The organism is Sphingomonas natans, from assembly GCF_030546695.1.
GTDB classification, from domain to species: Bacteria; Pseudomonadota; Alphaproteobacteria; order Sphingomonadales; family Sphingomonadaceae; genus Sphingomonas_I; species Sphingomonas_I natans.
This window is the reverse complement of the sequence record NZ_JAUOTP010000004.1, coordinates 399,824-414,899: the sequence shown is the minus strand read 5'-3', so window position 1 is coordinate 414,899 and position 15,076 is coordinate 399,824. Positions and strand designations below refer to the sequence as shown.

At 67.9% G+C, this 15,076-nt stretch carries 14 protein-coding genes; 10 read left to right on the top strand and 4 right to left on the bottom strand.

Annotation, left to right across the window (positions count from 1 at the left end):
• The first annotated feature begins 21 nt into the window (after positions 1-21).
• On the top strand, positions 22-504 hold the full coding sequence (locus Q4F19_RS11500) for a hypothetical protein (protein WP_303542657.1): 483 nt from the start codon (positions 22-24) through the stop codon (positions 502-504).
• On the opposite strand, the gene Q4F19_RS11495 is transcribed toward Q4F19_RS11500, so the two are convergent.
• Positions 465-629: a hypothetical protein gene (locus Q4F19_RS11495; RefSeq protein WP_303542655.1), complete on the bottom strand. Its 165-nt coding sequence runs from the start codon at positions 627-629 to the stop codon at positions 465-467. The two genes, Q4F19_RS11500 and Q4F19_RS11495, sit on opposite strands and share 40 nt — an antisense overlap.
• Between Q4F19_RS11495 and Q4F19_RS11490 the strand changes: the two genes are divergently transcribed.
• Complete coding sequence (locus tag Q4F19_RS11490; RefSeq protein WP_303542653.1) at positions 613-2,985, top strand: TcfC E-set like domain-containing protein; 2,373 nt, start codon at positions 613-615, stop codon at positions 2,983-2,985. The two genes, Q4F19_RS11495 and Q4F19_RS11490, sit on opposite strands and share 17 nt — an antisense overlap.
• Entirely contained in the window at positions 2,973-3,677 is a 705-nt protein-coding gene (locus Q4F19_RS11485; protein ID WP_303542652.1) for a hypothetical protein, read from the top strand. Before Q4F19_RS11490 ends, Q4F19_RS11485 begins: the two co-directional genes overlap by 13 nt.
• 15 nt (positions 3,678-3,692) lie before the next feature.
• Here the strand turns inward: Q4F19_RS11485 and mmsB are convergent, their stop codons facing one another.
• Positions 3,693-4,565, bottom strand: coding sequence for a 3-hydroxyisobutyrate dehydrogenase (gene mmsB / locus Q4F19_RS11480; protein ID WP_303542650.1), 873 nt, complete (start codon positions 4,563-4,565; stop codon positions 3,693-3,695).
• A 193-nt stretch (positions 4,566-4,758) separates the two neighbouring features.
• On the opposite strand from mmsB, the gene Q4F19_RS11475 reads away from it, so the two are divergent.
• Both Q4F19_RS11475 and edd read left to right on the top strand, forming a co-directional pair.
• Positions 4,759-5,730, top strand: coding sequence for a glucokinase (locus Q4F19_RS11475; protein WP_303542649.1), 972 nt, complete (start codon positions 4,759-4,761; stop codon positions 5,728-5,730).
• Between the two features lie 26 nt (positions 5,731-5,756).
• On the top strand, positions 5,757-7,643 hold the full coding sequence (gene edd / locus Q4F19_RS11470; RefSeq protein ID WP_303542648.1) for a phosphogluconate dehydratase: 1,887 nt from the start codon (positions 5,757-5,759) through the stop codon (positions 7,641-7,643).
• A gap of 152 nt (positions 7,644-7,795) precedes the next feature.
• Here edd and Q4F19_RS11465 read toward each other — a convergent pair whose 3' ends face one another.
• Positions 7,796-8,239, bottom strand: coding sequence for a cupin domain-containing protein (locus tag Q4F19_RS11465; RefSeq protein WP_303542647.1), 444 nt, complete (start codon positions 8,237-8,239; stop codon positions 7,796-7,798).
• A 136-nt stretch (positions 8,240-8,375) separates the two neighbouring features.
• Here Q4F19_RS11465 and Q4F19_RS11460 point away from each other — a divergent pair, with 136 nt between their 5' ends.
• The 4 genes from Q4F19_RS11460 (at position 8,376) to Q4F19_RS11445 (ending at position 13,321) form a co-directional block, all read left to right on the top strand.
• On the top strand, positions 8,376-8,885 hold the full coding sequence (locus Q4F19_RS11460) for a 2Fe-2S iron-sulfur cluster-binding protein (protein ID WP_303542645.1): 510 nt from the start codon (positions 8,376-8,378) through the stop codon (positions 8,883-8,885).
• Complete coding sequence (locus Q4F19_RS11455) at positions 8,882-9,868, top strand: FAD binding domain-containing protein (RefSeq protein ID WP_303542643.1); 987 nt, start codon at positions 8,882-8,884, stop codon at positions 9,866-9,868. Before Q4F19_RS11460 ends, Q4F19_RS11455 begins: the two co-directional genes overlap by 4 nt.
• Positions 9,865-12,204 (top strand): xanthine dehydrogenase family protein molybdopterin-binding subunit, encoded by a 2,340-nt coding sequence (locus Q4F19_RS11450; RefSeq protein WP_303542641.1) that lies wholly within the window; start codon positions 9,865-9,867, stop codon positions 12,202-12,204. The genes Q4F19_RS11455 and Q4F19_RS11450 overlap by 4 nt, the downstream gene beginning before the upstream one ends.
• Positions 12,205-12,289: 85 nt before the next feature.
• The gene (locus Q4F19_RS11445; protein ID WP_303542639.1) at positions 12,290-13,321 is read left to right on the top strand and encodes a S66 peptidase family protein; all 1,032 of its coding nucleotides are present in this window, start codon (positions 12,290-12,292) and stop codon (positions 13,319-13,321) included.
• 149 nt (positions 13,322-13,470) lie between these two features.
• Here Q4F19_RS11445 and Q4F19_RS11440 read toward each other — a convergent pair whose 3' ends face one another.
• Entirely contained in the window at positions 13,471-14,256 is a 786-nt protein-coding gene (locus Q4F19_RS11440) for an SDR family NAD(P)-dependent oxidoreductase (RefSeq protein ID WP_303542637.1), read from the bottom strand.
• 194 nt (positions 14,257-14,450) lie between these two features.
• Between Q4F19_RS11440 and Q4F19_RS11435 the strand changes: the two genes are divergently transcribed.
• Positions 14,451-15,062 (top strand): TetR/AcrR family transcriptional regulator, encoded by a 612-nt coding sequence (locus Q4F19_RS11435; protein WP_303542636.1) that lies wholly within the window; start codon positions 14,451-14,453, stop codon positions 15,060-15,062.
• Positions 15,063-15,076: the final 14 nt, after the last annotated feature.

Sequence of the window (15,076 nt, the reverse complement as noted above, 5' to 3'; positions counted from 1 at the left end):
GCGTAAACGCGTGGTGCGGCCATGAGCGGCGTTCGTGCCCACGCGATCCCGACATGCCTTGCCGTCGCGATCCTGTTGGTCGCGACGCCATCCGTGCGTGCGCAGAACGTCAACATCTCGAACCTGAGCGATGTCGATTTCGGTGCCCTGCCGACGACGGGAGTCGACCAGACGAAGACGCAGTCGGTCTGCGCCTATAGCGGACTGCTCGGCGGGAAATACAGCGTCACCGCGACGGGATCGGGCGCGGGCGGCGCCTTCACGCTGGCCAATGGCGGCGCGACGCTCGCCTACGAAGTCCAGTGGGCCGGCTCGTCGGGCCAGACATCGGGCACCAATCTGACGGCGGGCAGCGCCTTGCCCGGCCAGACGATGCTCCTGTCCTGCCCGGTCATCGGCGCGACCGACGCAAGCCTGATCCTCGTGATCCGCGGCACCGCGATCGTCGCGGCGCGCGCCGGCAATTACAACGGCACGCTGACCATCATCCTCGCCGCCAATTGACGCGCGATGATCGGATGGCCTTCCTCTCTCCTCCGGCTGATATTGGCGTCGCTGGCGTGGCTCGCGATCGCTCCTGCCTGGTCGGCGACGACGTCAGGAGACGGCGACATGGTCAGCGCGGGCATGCCGGCCGAATTCGCCGGGCTGGCGCGCGACCAGAGGATGGTCGCGGATTTCTTCTTCGGCGGCCAGCGGATCGGCCAGTTCGAGGTGGAGGCGTCGCCGGGATCGCTGCGCATCCTCCAGCCCGAGCGGGTTTTGGCCGCGGTTCCCGGGCTCGTCGATCCCGCGGCGGTCCGCGTCGTGCTGTCGGGCATGCTGGAGACCAACGCGCGCTTCCTGTGCGCTTCGGCCGATGCGGTGTGCGCGCGACCAATGCCCGAGATCGCGGCGATCGTGCTCGATCAGCAGCGCTTTCGCGTCGATCTCTATATCAATCCCCGGCTGCTCGCGATCCGCTCGGCGACGGCGGACCGCTATCTGAGGCAATCGGTGCGCGGTCCGACGCTCGTCGATACGGTCAGCGGCGCGCTCGTCGGCGGCAGCACGGGCCCGCTCATCTACAGCCTGCGCAACCGCGCGGTGCTGGGGCTCGGGACGGTGCGGTTGCTGTCCGATACGTCGATCTCGTCGGGCCGCAGCGTGGATGTCGATACGTTTGCCGCGCAGATGGACCGGCCCGATCTGCGCTACACGGCCGGCGTCTATTATGTGCCCGGCGCGGATCTGGTCGGGCGGCGGCGGATCGTGGGCGCGGGCTTCGCTTCGCAATTCGATACGCGCGCCGACCGGACGATCATGACCGGGACGCCGTTGATCGTCTTCCTGGGACAGCGCGCGCGCGTCGATCTTTACAGCTCGGGGCGGCTGATCGCGTCGCGCGTCTATGATGCGGGCAATCAGGCGCTCGACACGAGCGGACTGCCCGACGGCGCCTATCCGGTGGAGATACGAATCCAGGAAGCAAGCGGCGCCGCGCGCAGCGAGACGCGCTTCTTCACCAAGAGCGCCTCGATCCCGCCGCCGGGGCGGACGATCTTCTTCGCCAATGCCGGGCTGCTCGCTGCCGATCGCGAGGGGCCGTTGCTCGGCGTCAGCCATGTGCCGCTGGCAGTGGCCGGGGCGGCGCGCCGGTTCGGGACGCATTTCGCCTTTGACGGAGTGCTGATGGCGACGAATCGCAAGCGGCTTGCCGAGGTGGGCGTGTCGTTCCTGACCAGGCCGATGCAGGCGCGCGTCGCCGTGCTGGGATCGACGGTGGGCGATTATGGCGTGGTGGCGCAGGCGGTTTCGGCGAGCGCGGGCCGGCTCGGCTACAATTTCGACCTGCGCCACGTGCATAGCCGCGACGGAAAGTCGCTGATCCCGATCGGCGATGCCCAGTCGGCAACGATCTCGGCGACCGACATCGCCGCGCAGCAGGCGCAGATTCTGGGGCGGACCTTCACGCAATTGTTTGCAAACCTTTCGTACCGCATCGGCCAGGCGCAGATCGGAGCATCGGCGTATGCGCAGCGCGATGGCGAGCATGTCATCCGCTATGCGATCGGGCCGACGATCCGCTGGCCGATCCTGCAGCGCGAGCGGCTCCAGGTGTCGCTCGACGGCAGCTATGCGGCGACCAATCGCGGCCGATCGTTCGCGGCGGGGCTGCGATTGCAGGTGTTCGGGCGGCGCAGCGCGATCAACGCCAATCTCGGCGCGCAGAGCAATGCGATCGATCGCAGGACATCGGGCTATGCGCAGGTCGGCGGCTCGATCCAGCGCGATCATGTGCTGGGTGGCGAGATGTCGGCGTCGGGCGATATCCAGACGGGCGGGGAGGGCACCCTGCTGCGCGCCAGTGCAGACGGACGTGGACCCGCCGGCTATGGCTCGGCGAGCGTGATCCAGCGCTTCGATCACGGCCGCAGCGCGACCCAATTCGCGCTGGCGCTGCAGAGCGCGATCGTCGCCGACGCCCACGCCATCCGGATCGGCGCGCGCGACCAGAATGACAGCGTCATCGCGGTTCGCCTGACCGGCGGCGCGCGCGACACGCGGTTCGAGGTGCTGATCGACGATTCGCCGGAGGGCATCGTCGCGCCGGGCAAGCGCCTGACGATCGCAGTACCGCCTTACCGTCGCTATACGGTCCGGATCCGGCCGCTTGGAACCGATCTGGTTTCCTTCGATGCGAAGCCGCGAACCATAGACGTTTATCCGGGCAGCGTCGCATCGCTCGCCTGGAAGGCGGATCTGGTGACGGCGATGTTCGGCCGGATCGTCCAGCCCGACGGCTCGATCATCGCCAATGCCGACATCACGACCGACGGCGCGATCGCCGCGACCGACGATCGCGGCTATTTTCAGCTGCAGGCGGCGCATGATGCCGTCCTGACAGTGAGACGATCCGATGGCAGCGTGTGCAAGGCCATGCTCGCCGCCGCACCGTCCACAAAGGCCTATACCGCATTGGGAGACGTGACGTGCAGACCCTGACGGAGCCGAAGATGCTGAAGGCGCTGGCGGCAGCGGCGATGCTGCTGATCGCCGCCGCGCCGGCGCGCGCCGGGCTGACGCTCAGCCAGGCGGTGATCGACATTCAGCCCACGCATCAGATGGCGCAGGACATCGAGGTCTGGAACGACAGCAAGGAGGTATCCTACGTCGTCGCGCAGCCGGCGGAGATCGTCGCGCCGGGCCAGCCGGACGAGAAACGCGTGGCCGTGGAGGATCCGGCGGTGGGCGGGCTGCTCGTCACACCGCAGCGGCTGATCCTGCAGCCGCAGGAGCGCAAGCTGATCCGCATCGCCGCGGTCGGCGCGCGCGAGGCGAAGGATCGCATCTGGCGGGTCATCGTCAAGCCCGTCGCGGGTCCGGTGTCGGCGCCGGTCACCGCGATCAAGGTGCTGATCGGCTATGACGTGCTCGTGATCCTGCGGCCCGAGACGCTGCAATCGGGGCTGAAGGGTCAGCGGCAGGGCAATGCGCTGACGCTCACCAATGGCGGCAACACCAATGTCGAGGTCTATGAGGGTAAGGTATGCAGCCCGGCGGCGCCGACCGATTGCCAGCCGCTGCCGAGCCGGCGCCTCTATGCGGGCGAACAGTGGCAGCAGGCGTTGCCGCGCGAAGGGGATGTCCAGTATCGCGTCGCGATCGGCACGCAGTCCGAGGTCGCCAAATTCTGAGGCGCCCCGGGCAGTTCAGAGCGTTTTGATGATCGCCGAGAAATCGAGCGCGGCATGGCCTTCGCCGGCGACGAATGCGGCATAGGATTGCTCGGCGAGCGCGCCCATCGGCGTCCTGGCGCCTGCCGTAGCCGCGGCTTCCTGCGCCAGCTTCAGGTCCTTCAGCATCAGCGCGGCCGCGAAGCCGCCTCGATAGTCGCGATCGGCGGGGGTTTCCGGGCCGACGCCGGGGACCGGGCAATAGCTCGTCATCGACCAGCTCTGGCCCGAACTGACCGAGGCGACATCGTAGAAGGCCTGCGCGTCGAGGCCGAGCTTTTCGGCGAGCGCGAAGGCTTCGCAGGTGACGAGCATCGTCGCGCCGAGAATCATGTTGTTGCAGATCTTGGCGGCCTGGCCCGCGCCATGATCGCCGGCGTGGATCACCGCCTTGCCCATGTCCGCGAGGATCGGCCGCGCGCGCGCGAAACCGTCGGCGGATCCGCCGACCATGAAGGTCAGCGTGCCCGCCGCGGCGGCGGCGATGCCGCCCGAGACGGGGGCGTCGACGGCCTCAAGGCCCTGCTCGCGGGCCAGCGCCGCGATCGTCCGCGCGGTGGCGACATCGATCGTCGAGCAATCGATCAGTACCGCGCCGGGGGCGAGCGATCCGAGGATCTCGCGATAGACGGCTTCGACATGCTGGCCGGCCGGCAGCATCGTGACGACCGCATCGGCGGCGCGCGCGGCGTCCGCGGCGCTGTCGGCGATGCGGCAGCCTGCGTCTGCGGCCCGCGCGAGTGCGTCGGCGGACAGATCGAAAGCGGCGACCTCGTGCCGCCTGGCGGCGAGGTTCGCGGCCATGCCGCCGCCCATATTGCCGAGCCCGATGAAGGCGATCCGTGTCATGGTCTCTCCGTGCCTGTCTTCTTATGCGCGCCGTCCTAATCCCTTTGCGGAACGGCGCGAAGCCCGCACGCCGCATCGTCGCGATCCCCGGCAGCCTTGACCCTGAGGGCGCGCGACCGGATAGGGGCGCGCGATATGCGGTCGGCTCGTTCGGCTGACTTTGACTCGGATCGACGAACGGGAGCGACGGGAAATGGCGGAATCGGGACCGCTCGGCATCGTCGCCGACATCGGCGGCACCAATGCCCGCTTCGCCTGCGCACTGCGCAGGGCGGACGGGAAGGTCGCCATCGCGCACGAGCAGAAATATCGTACGGCCGACTATCCGAGCTTCGAGGCGGCTTATCGCCATTATGCGGCGAGCATCGACATGCAGGCCGCGCACGGCGTGTTCGCGCTGGCCGGCCCGGTCGGGCGCGAGGAGGTGAAGCTGACGAACAGCCCATGGGTGCTGCGCCCGGCGGGGCTCGCCGAGCGGCTCGGGCTGGAAAGCGCGCGGCTGATCAACGATTTCGAGGCGATCGCGACCGCCGTCGGCGCGTTCGGCCCGGAGGATTTCAGGCGGCTGGACGGTGGCGCGTTCGAGCTGCCATCGGACGGGGTGGTCTCGATTGTCGGGCCGGGCTCGGGGCTGGGCGTCGCCTCGATCCACTTCAGTGGCGGACAGCCCCGCGTCGTGCCGTGCGAGGGCGGCCATGTCGGCTTCGCGCCCGCCGACGAAGTCGATATCCAGATGCTGCGCTTCCTGCTCGGCCGTTATCCGCGCGTCTCGGCCGAGCGTTTCGTGTCGGGACCCGGCCTCGTCCAGATCCACATCGCTCTGGCCAATCTCGAAAATCGCGCGATCGTGCCGCCCGAACAGGTGTCGCTGTGGGAAGCGGCGCAATCGGGCCAGGATCTTCACGCCTTCGCCTCGATGGAACGGTGGTTGATGCTGCTCGGCACTGTGGCGGGCGATATCGCGCTGGCGCAGGGCGCAGGCGCGGTGGTGCTCGCCGGCGGCATCCTGCCGCGGATCGGCGACAAGCTGGACACAGGCCTGCTCTTGTCACGTTTCCGTGCCAAGGGGCGCTTCGAGACGATGATGCATGCTATTCCCGTCGCGATGATCAACCATCCGGAACCCGGCCTGTTCGGCGCGGCGACCGTGCTGGCCGCTGCCTAGACCCCCCCATCTCGCAGGAGCGAGCCATGACCCTCGACCCCCGCATCGCCGCCGTCACCGATCGTATTATCGAGCGGTCCCGCCGGACACGCGCCGCTTACCTGGAACTAATCGGGGCCGAGCGGGAGTTCGGCGTCGATCGGCCGCGTCTGTCGTGCGGCAATCTCGCGCACGGCTTCGCCGCATCGGGCGAGGACAAGAAAGCGATCATATCGCAGCGGGCGATGAACATCGGCATCGTCACCGCCTATAACGACATGCTCTCCGCGCATCAGCCTTATGGCCGCTATCCCGAGCAGATGAAGCTGTTCGCGCGCGAGATCGGCGCGACCGCGCAGGTCGCGGGCGGTGTGCCGGCGATGTGTGACGGCGTCACCCAAGGCCAGCCGGGCATGGAGCTGTCCCTGTTCAGCCGCGACACGATCGCGCTCTCGACCGCGATCGGGCTCAGCCACGGCATGTTCGAAGGCGCAGCTTTGCTCGGCATCTGCGACAAGATCGTGCCGGGGCTGCTGATCGGCGCGCTGCGCTTCGGCCATCTGCCGATGATCCTGATCCCAAGCGGGCCGATGGGCACGGGGCTGCCGAACAAGGAGAAAGCCCGGATCCGCCAGGATTATGCCGAGGGCAAGGTCGGCGAGGCCGAGCTGCTGGAGGGCGAGAGCCGCTCTTATCATTCGGCGGGCACCTGCACCTTCTACGGCACCGCCAACAGCAATCAGATGATGATGGAGATGATGGGCCTGCACGTGCCCGCCGCCTCCTTCGTCCATCCGGGCACGAAGCTGCGCCAGGAATTGACGCGCGCCGCCGTCCACCGGCTCGCCGCGATCGGCTGGGACGGCGATGATTATCGGCCGCTCGGGCGCTGCGTCGACGAGAAAGCGATCGTCAATGCCGCGGTCGGCCTGCTCGCAACGGGCGGATCGACCAACCATGCGATCCATCTGCCCGCAATCGCGCGCGCCGCGGGAATCCTGATCGACTGGGAGGATCTCGATCGGCTGTCGGCGGCGGTGCCGCTGATCGCGCGCGTCTATCCCAACGGGCCGGGCGACGTGAACGGCTTCCACGAGGCGGGCGGCATCTCGTTCGTGGTCCACACCCTGATCGAGGCGGGGCTGCTCCACGACGACATTCTGACGGTCTGGGAGGGTGGGCTGGCGGCTTATGCCGGCGAGCCCTCGTTCGAGGGTGACGCGCTCAGCTGGACCCCGGTGGTGGAGACGCGCAACGAAGCGATGCTGCGCCCCGCCTCCGCGCCGTTCCAGCCGGACGGGGGCATGCGCCTCGTCGCGGGCAATCTCGGCCGCGCGACCTTCAAGACGAGCGCGGTGGACGAGGAGCGCTGGACGATCGAGGCGCCGGCGCGGATCTTCGCCGATCAGGACGAGGTGATCGCCGCCTACAAGGCCGGCGAGCTGTTCCGCGACGTCGTGATCGTCGTCCGCTTCCAGGGACCGCGCGCCAACGGCATGCCCGAGCTGCACAAGCTGACGCCGCCCTTGGGCTCGATTCAGGACAAGGGCTTCAAGGTCGCGCTGGTGACCGACGGGCGCATGTCGGGCGCGAGCGGCAAGGTGCCGGCGGCGATCCATCTCTCGCCCGAGGCGCTGGCGGGCGGGCCGATCGGACGGCTGCGCGACGGCGACATCGTCCGCCTGTCGGCCGAGGAGGGGCTGATTGAGGCGCTGGTGGATCCGATCGAGTGGATGGCGCGGACCGCGGCGGTGAGGCCGCGCCAGGCGCCGGGCACCGGGCGCGAGCTGTTCGCCTTCCTGCGCGCGGGCGCGTCGCTCGCCGAGGAAGGCGGATCGGCGATGATCGCGGCGATGGAGACGATGCTAGACGGCGCCGCCGAGCCGGAGCCGGCGATCGTCACGAATGTCGAGGATCGCGAGATCGACGCCTAAAATTCCTCCGTTCGCTTCGAGTGGAGTTCGAGCATAGCCGAGAACGCAGTCGAGAAGTCAGCGCAAGATTTCTCGACCGCCGCTTCTCGACTTCGCTCGAAGCTGCTCGAACCGAACGGGGGGGCGTACCCCAGCCGATATCGGAGCTGAGCTTATTTCGCCTTCGTCACCCGCGTCTTGAGATCGCCGGCCGCCTTGGTCACGGCCTTGACCGCCTTCGACACGACGCCTTCCTCGGCAGCTTCGGCGGCAGCCTTCGTGCGATGCGCGACGCCGGGATCCTCGGCGGGGGGCGCATAGACCGAGAAGAGCTTGAGCGGGGCCGTGCCCTTGTTGATGATATTGTGCTTCGCGCCCTGCGGGATGACGATCATGTGGTTCGCCGTCACCTTCGTGCGGCTGCCGTCGATCACCGCCTGTCCGGTGCCCGCGACGAAATAGGTCGTCTGGTCGGCGCGGTGCGTCTCCTCGCCAATATCCTCGCCCGGCTCGAGGCTCATCAGGACGATCTGGATATTCTTGTCGAGATAGACCTCGCGCTGGAAATAGCTGTTCTCCTGCGCGAGCTTCGTCATGTCTTTGTTGAACGTCGCCATTTTGCTATCCTCAATGTCCATCATCCGCTCGACGCACAACTCGCGCAGCCCGCTGCGGCTCCCGTCTTTTTCGTGGGCCGCGGGAGCGAAATGGCGGCGTCGAGCGCTTGGTGGCCACCCCAAGCCTGGAGCGACCATGGCGATCACGATCAACGGCACGGCTTATTCTCCCCCGCAGGACGCACGCGTCTCGCTGCTCGATCTGTTGCGCGAGCGGCTCGGCCTGTCCGGCACCAAGAAGGGCTGCGATCAGGGCGCGTGCGGCGCCTGCACCGTGCTCGTCGACGGCGAGCGGATCCTGTCCTGCCTGACGCTAGCGGTGCAGGTCGACGGGCGCGCGGTGACGACGATCGAAGGCCTGTCCGAGGATGGCGCGCTGCACCCGTTGCAGCAGGCCTTCATCGTCCATGACGGCTTCCAGTGCGGCTATTGCACGCCGGGCCAGATCTGCTCGGCGATCGGCATGGCCGCCGAAGTGCGGCGCGGTGTGCCGAGCGTGGTGACCGCCGATCTTGGTGCGGATGCGCCGGTGCTGAGCGACGACGAATTGCGCGAGCGGATGAGCGGCAACCTGTGCCGCTGCGGTGCCTATAACGGGATCATCGACGCGATCCGCGAAACCTATGCGACGGAGGCGGCGGAATGACGCCGTTCACCTTCGCACGCGCCGGCGATACCGCCGAGGCGCTTCGTCAGGGCGAACGTGCCGGCACCAAATATCTGGGCGGCGGGACGAACCTCGTCGATCTGATGCGCGAGCAGATCGAGGCGCCGACCGCACTCGTCGACGTGACCGGGTTATCTTCCGGGATCGAGGAGACGGGCGGCGGCGGCCTGCTCATCGGGGCGGCGACGCGCAACACCGCCGTTGCCGAGCATCGCCTCATCCGCACGCGCTATCCGCTTTTGGCGCGGGCGATCCTGGCGGGCGCCAGCGGGCAGATCCGCAACATGGCGACCGTAGCCGGCAATATGCTCCAGCGGACGCGCTGCGCCTATTTCTACGACGAGGCCGCGCGCTGCAACAAGCGCGCGCCCGGCGTGGGCTGCGATGCGATCGACGGCTTCAACCGGATGCACGCGATCCTCGGCGCCTCACCCGCCTGCGTCGCGACGCATCCGTCCGACATGTGCGTGGCGCTCGCGGCGATCGGAGCGACGGTGCATCTTCAAGGAGCAGGCGGGGCGCGGACGCTACCCTTCACCGATCTCCACCGCCTGCCCGAGGGGCGGCCCGATATCGAGACGCTGCTCGAGCCGGGCGAACTGATCACCGGCGTCGAACTGCCGGCGCTGCCGTTTGCGGTGCGCTCGACCTACCGCAAGGTGCGCGATCGTTCGAGCTATGCGTTCGCGCTCGTCTCGGTGGCGGCGGCCGTCGATCTGGCCGAGGACGGCACGGTGCGGGAGGCTCGACTGGCGCTTGGCGGCGTTGCCCACAAGCCGTGGCGCGCGTTCAGGGCTGAGGCGGCGCTGATCGGTGCGCAGCCCAGCGAAAATGCGTTTCGGGCTGCGGCGGAGGCGGCGCTGGAAGGCGCCGCACCGCTCGCCGACAATGCGTTCAAGATCGAGCTCGCGAAACGGACGATCACCGCCGTACTCGCCGAACTGACGGGGGTGTCCGCATGAGCGACAACAAGCTGGCCGACGCGAAGGCCGCCGTGCAGGGCGCCGTCCAAGGCGTGATGATGAAGGCGATCGCGGTCGCACCGGACAGCTGGATACCCGGCGGCGTGCCCGATCCGCTGATCGTACACCAGCATGGCCATGTCGGCCGCTCGCTCTCGCGGATCGACGGGCCGCTCAAGGTTCGCGGTGCCGCGCCCTTCGCGGCGGAATTCCCGATGGACGGCATGGTCTATGCGGCCGTGCTGTTCAGCACGATCGCGCGCGGCCGGATCGCCACGATCGACGCGCAGGCGGCGGAAGCGGCCGAAGGCGTCGCGCTCGTGATGACCTACAAGAATGCGCCGCGGATGAAGCCGATGCCCGGCTTCGGATCGAACGCCAAGGCGGCGGGCGGCGCGTCCCTGCCGGTGATGCAGGATCCGGAGATACACTGGAACGGCCAGCCGATCGCGGTTGTCCTCGCCGAGACGCAGGAACAGGCCGATCATGCGACGTCGCTGATCGACGTGACCTACGAGGTCGCGCCGTCGGTGACGTCCTTCGCCGAAGCGAAGGGGGTGGGCGTGGAGCCGGGGCTGTTCATGGGATCGCCGCTGAAGATCGAGATCGGCGATGCCGAGGCCGCGCTCGCCGCCGCGCCGCACAGGATCGATGCGGTCTACGAGACGCCCTACCACACGCACAATCCGATCGAGCTGCACGCAGCTACGGTCGCGTGGCAGGGCGATACCCTGCGGATCCACGATGCGAGCCAGGCGGTGGCACACATGGCCTGGTCGATGGGCCATATGTTCGGGATCGGCGAAGATCAGGTGCACGTGACCTCGCCCTTCGTGGGCGGGGGATTCGGCAGCAAGACGCTGTGGCAGCATCAGGTGCTGGCCGCGGCGGCGGCGAAGCTGGTCGGGCGTCCGGTGCGGATCATGCTGTCGCGCGAGGGCGTATATCGGGTCGTCGGGGGGCGATCGCTGACCGAGCAACGGGTCGCAATCGGCGCCGGAGCGGACGGTGTGTTCGCCGCGATCGTGCATACGGGCATTTCCGCGACGACGCGGAGCAACGCCTTTCCCGAGCCTTTCATCCTGCCGACGATGAGCGTCTACGGCGCCGGCAGCTTCAAGCTGGAAGTCGACATCGCCTATGTCGACATGCTCGCGAACACTTTCATGCGCGCGCCGGGGGAGGCCGTCGGCACCTTCGCACTGGAATGCGCGATCGACGAGCTCGCGCACCAGATCGGCATGGACCCGATCGAGATCCGGCACCGCAACGAACCGGACAAGGATCCCGTGAAGGGCCTGCCGCACTCGCAGCTGGATATCGCCAAAGCCTATGCCCAAGGCGCCGAGGCGTTCGGGTGGAACAAGCGCAAAGCCGTGCCGGGCAGCCGCCGCGAGGGCGAATGGCTGATCGGCATGGGCGTTGCGACGGGAACCTATCCCTATCATCGCATGCCGGGCGGTGCCGCGCGGATGACGCTGACCCGCGACGGTCATGCGACCATCGAGATCGCCGCGCATGAAATGGGGATGGGGACAGCGACCGCACATACGCAGGTCACCGCCGACCGGCTGGGGCTCGGGCTGGATCAGGTCACGTTCCGCTATGGCGACAGCCTCATGCCGGGCGTCGTGCTGGCGGGCGGATCGCAACAGACGGCGTCGATCGGCGCCTCGATCATCGCCGCGCACGCGCTGCTGGTGACGGAGCTGCTGCAGCTGGCGGGCAACGATTCGCCGCTGGCGGGGCTCAAGCCCGACGAGGTCGGCGGCCGCGACGGCGGGCTTTGCAAGCTGGACGAGCCGGAACGGTTCGAAAGCTATGCCTCGATCCTCAGCCGGGCGCAGCGGAACGAGATCAGCGTGTTGGGCGAAGCCGCCAAGCCTTTGGAGCTGCAGCATTGGTCGATGCACTCGCACGGCGCCATGTTCTGCGAGGTCAAGGTCAGTACGGTCACGGGCGAGACCCGTGTGAGCCGCTTCCTGGGATCGTTCGACTGCGGGCGGATCCTCAATCCGAAGACGGCGATGAGCCAGTTTCGCGGCGGCATCATCATGGGGCTGGGCCTCGCGCTCACCGAGGAGACGTTGCTCGACACGCGATCGGGGCGGATCATGAACCCGAGCCTCTCCGATTATCATGTGCCGGTGCACATGGACGTACCCGAGATCGACGTGATCTGGACCGACATCCCCGATCCGCACACGCCGATGGGCGCGCGCGGCATCGGCGAGATCGGCATCACCGGCGTCGGCGCGGCTGTGGCGAATGCGGTGTTCAACGCGACGGGCAAGCGCATCCGATCGCTGCCGATCACGCTGGACAAACTGCTCTGATCCGTTTGACCTGAGCTTGTCGAAGGGTTGCACCTCGCCGCAAGAGGGACGGTGCTTCGACAGGCTCAGCATGAACGGGGACGGGATGATCGACAGACGTGCAATATTGCAGGGTGTTGGGCTTGCCGGAGCACTGCTCGCCGCGCCGTCGCTCGCCAAATCGGAGCCCGCGCGCAAGCCGCCGCGGCTGAAGGCGGGCGATACGGTCGGGCTGATCGAGCCGGCGGGCTTTACCGACGACGTCTACGATCTGGAGCCGATCAAGGAGACGATCGTCGCGATGGGGCTCGTGCCCAAGGCGGCGGCGCATCTCGGGCAGAAATATGGCTATCTCGCGGGCGAGGATCGGGCGCGCGCCGCCGACGTCAATGCGATGTTCGCCGATCCCGAGGTGAAGGCGGTGTTCGCGGTGCGGGGCGGATGGGGCTGCGCGCGGCTGCTGCCTTTTCTCGACTTCAAGATGATCCGCGCCAATCCGAAGCTGCTGATCGGCTATAGCGACATCACCGCTTTGCACATGGCGTTCGCGGCGCGCGCAGGCTTCCCGACGATCCACGGGCCCAATGCGTCGAGTGCCTGGGGCAAGGCCTCGTGGGAGCCCTTCAAGGCGCTGACCTTCGACGGCGCGACTCCGACCTACCACAATCCCCTGAGCGTCGAGGATCGGCTGGTGCCGCGCCAGTGGCGGACGCGGACGATCCGCGGCGGTAAGGCGCAGGGGCGGCTGCTCGGCGGCAATCTGACCGTACTGACGACCTTGATGGGGACGCCCTATCTGCCCGACTTCACGGGCGCGATCCTCTTCATCGAGGATACGAGCGAGGCCGAATATCGGATCGATCGGATGCTGACCCAGCTTGCGCTGGGCGGCGTGCTCGGCAAGCTGAAGGGCGTCGTGTTCGGGCAGTGCACCGAATGCGTGAATACGGGCGCGGGTTACGGCAATTTCACATTGTCCGAAGTGCTGCAGCAGCATCTGGAGCCGCTCGGCGTGCCCGCGTTCGAGGGCGCGATGTTCGGCCATATTGCCAACCAGTTCAGCCTGCCGGTCGGCGCGATGGCCGAGATCGACGCGGATGCGGCGACGATCCGGGTGCTGGAGCCGGTGGTGGCCTGAGGCTGGCCGTTACGCCGGATCTCATGGGCTGGTGCCATGCGGGCGGTGCTCCGGCGAAGGCCGGAGCCTTGGCAATCTGGAGACACCGCCCGCGCCAACGCTCCGGCCTTCGCCGGAGCACCTCAGTCCTTTGTCCGAGGCGACATTAGCTACAAAGTGTCGACGAGCCCGCCGTCGACGCGAAGCGCGGCGCCGGTGGTCGCCGAGGCCTGCGGCGAGGCGACATAGACGATCATGTTCGCGACCTCCTCGACGCTCGCAAGGCGCTTGATCAGCGAGCCCGGGCGGTGCGCGGCGATGAAGTCGCGGCCCTTCTCCTCGGTCGATTTGCTCGTGTCGCCGTCGTCGAGCATTGCCGCGACGCCTTCGCTGAGCGTCGGCCCGGGCAGGACCGAATTCACCGTGACGCCGGTGCCGGCCATGCGCTTGGCGAGGCCGCGCGCGACGGCGACATCGGCGGTCTTGCTGACGCCATAGTGGATCATCTCGAGGGGGATGTTGAACGCGGATTCAGAGGCCAGGAAGATCACGCGGCCCCAGCCGGCCTTTTCCATGCCAGGCAGATAAGCGCGCGACAGGCGGACGCCCGACATGACGTTGACCTGCCAGTGGCGGTCCCAGCTGGCATCGTCCGTGGCGAAGAAGTCGCTCGGCTGGAAGATGCCGGCATTGTTGACGAGGATGTCGCAGGCGGGCTCGGCCGCGACCAGAGACGCGCAGCCCTCGGCCGTGCCGAGATCGGCGGCGGCGGCGCGCACGTCGGCGCCCACGACCGCCTGACGGATGCGCGCGGCGGCGGCCTCGGCCTTCTCCGGAGTGCGGCCGTTGACGATGACGGTCGCACCCGCCGCAGCGAGCGCCGAGGCGGCGGCGAAGCCGATCCCCTCGGTCGAGCCGGTGACGATGGCGGTCCTGCCGCTGAGATCGATGATCATGCCGATAATCCTCGTTGAGCCCTGCCGGGCGGAATATACGGGCGCCAGATGGTGGGTCGTTGCGCCTCGGTAAAGACCGGAAGACCTCAATTTTTGCCGATCGGGTCGGCGGCCCGATGGCCCACTCGCTTCGTCGGATCCGTGTCAAGAGGCGACATGGACATTCTTAACCGCCCCACTATATACCGCTCGGTATGGAAACGGTGTGCGTCCCCGCTACGAAAGGCCGGCCACGGGAGTTCGATGTCGATCTCGCGCTGGCCGCGGCGCTCCGCGTCTTCTGGAAGCGCGGCTATGAAGGCGCGTCGATGGCGGAACTGACCGCTGAAATGGGGCTGACGAAGCCCAGCCTCTACGGCGCGTTCGGCAACAAGGAAGCGCTCTTCAAGAAGGCGCTCGATCTCTACGAGCACGAGAAGATGGCCTATATGCGCACCGCGCTGGATGCGGAGACCTCGCGCGGCGTGGCCGAGCGCCTGCTGATGGGCGCGCTCGAGATGCAGCAGAGCACCTGCGATCCCAAGGGTTGCCTCGGCGTGATCAGCACGGTCGCGTGCAGCCAGGAGGCCGAATCGATCCGCGAGGACGTGATCGCGCGGCAGGCGGGCTCCAAGAAGGCTCTGATCGATCGGTTCGAGCGCGCGAAGGCCGAGGGCGACCTGCCCGAGGCGATCGATCCGACCGCGCTTGCCCGTTATCTGACGGCGGTGATGCAGGGGCTGGCCGTACAGGCCGGTGCTGGCACGGGCTGCCCGGATCTGCGCGCGATCGTCGATACCACGCTGGCGGTCTGGCCCGGCCGCTAGGCGGAGCGTTGCGG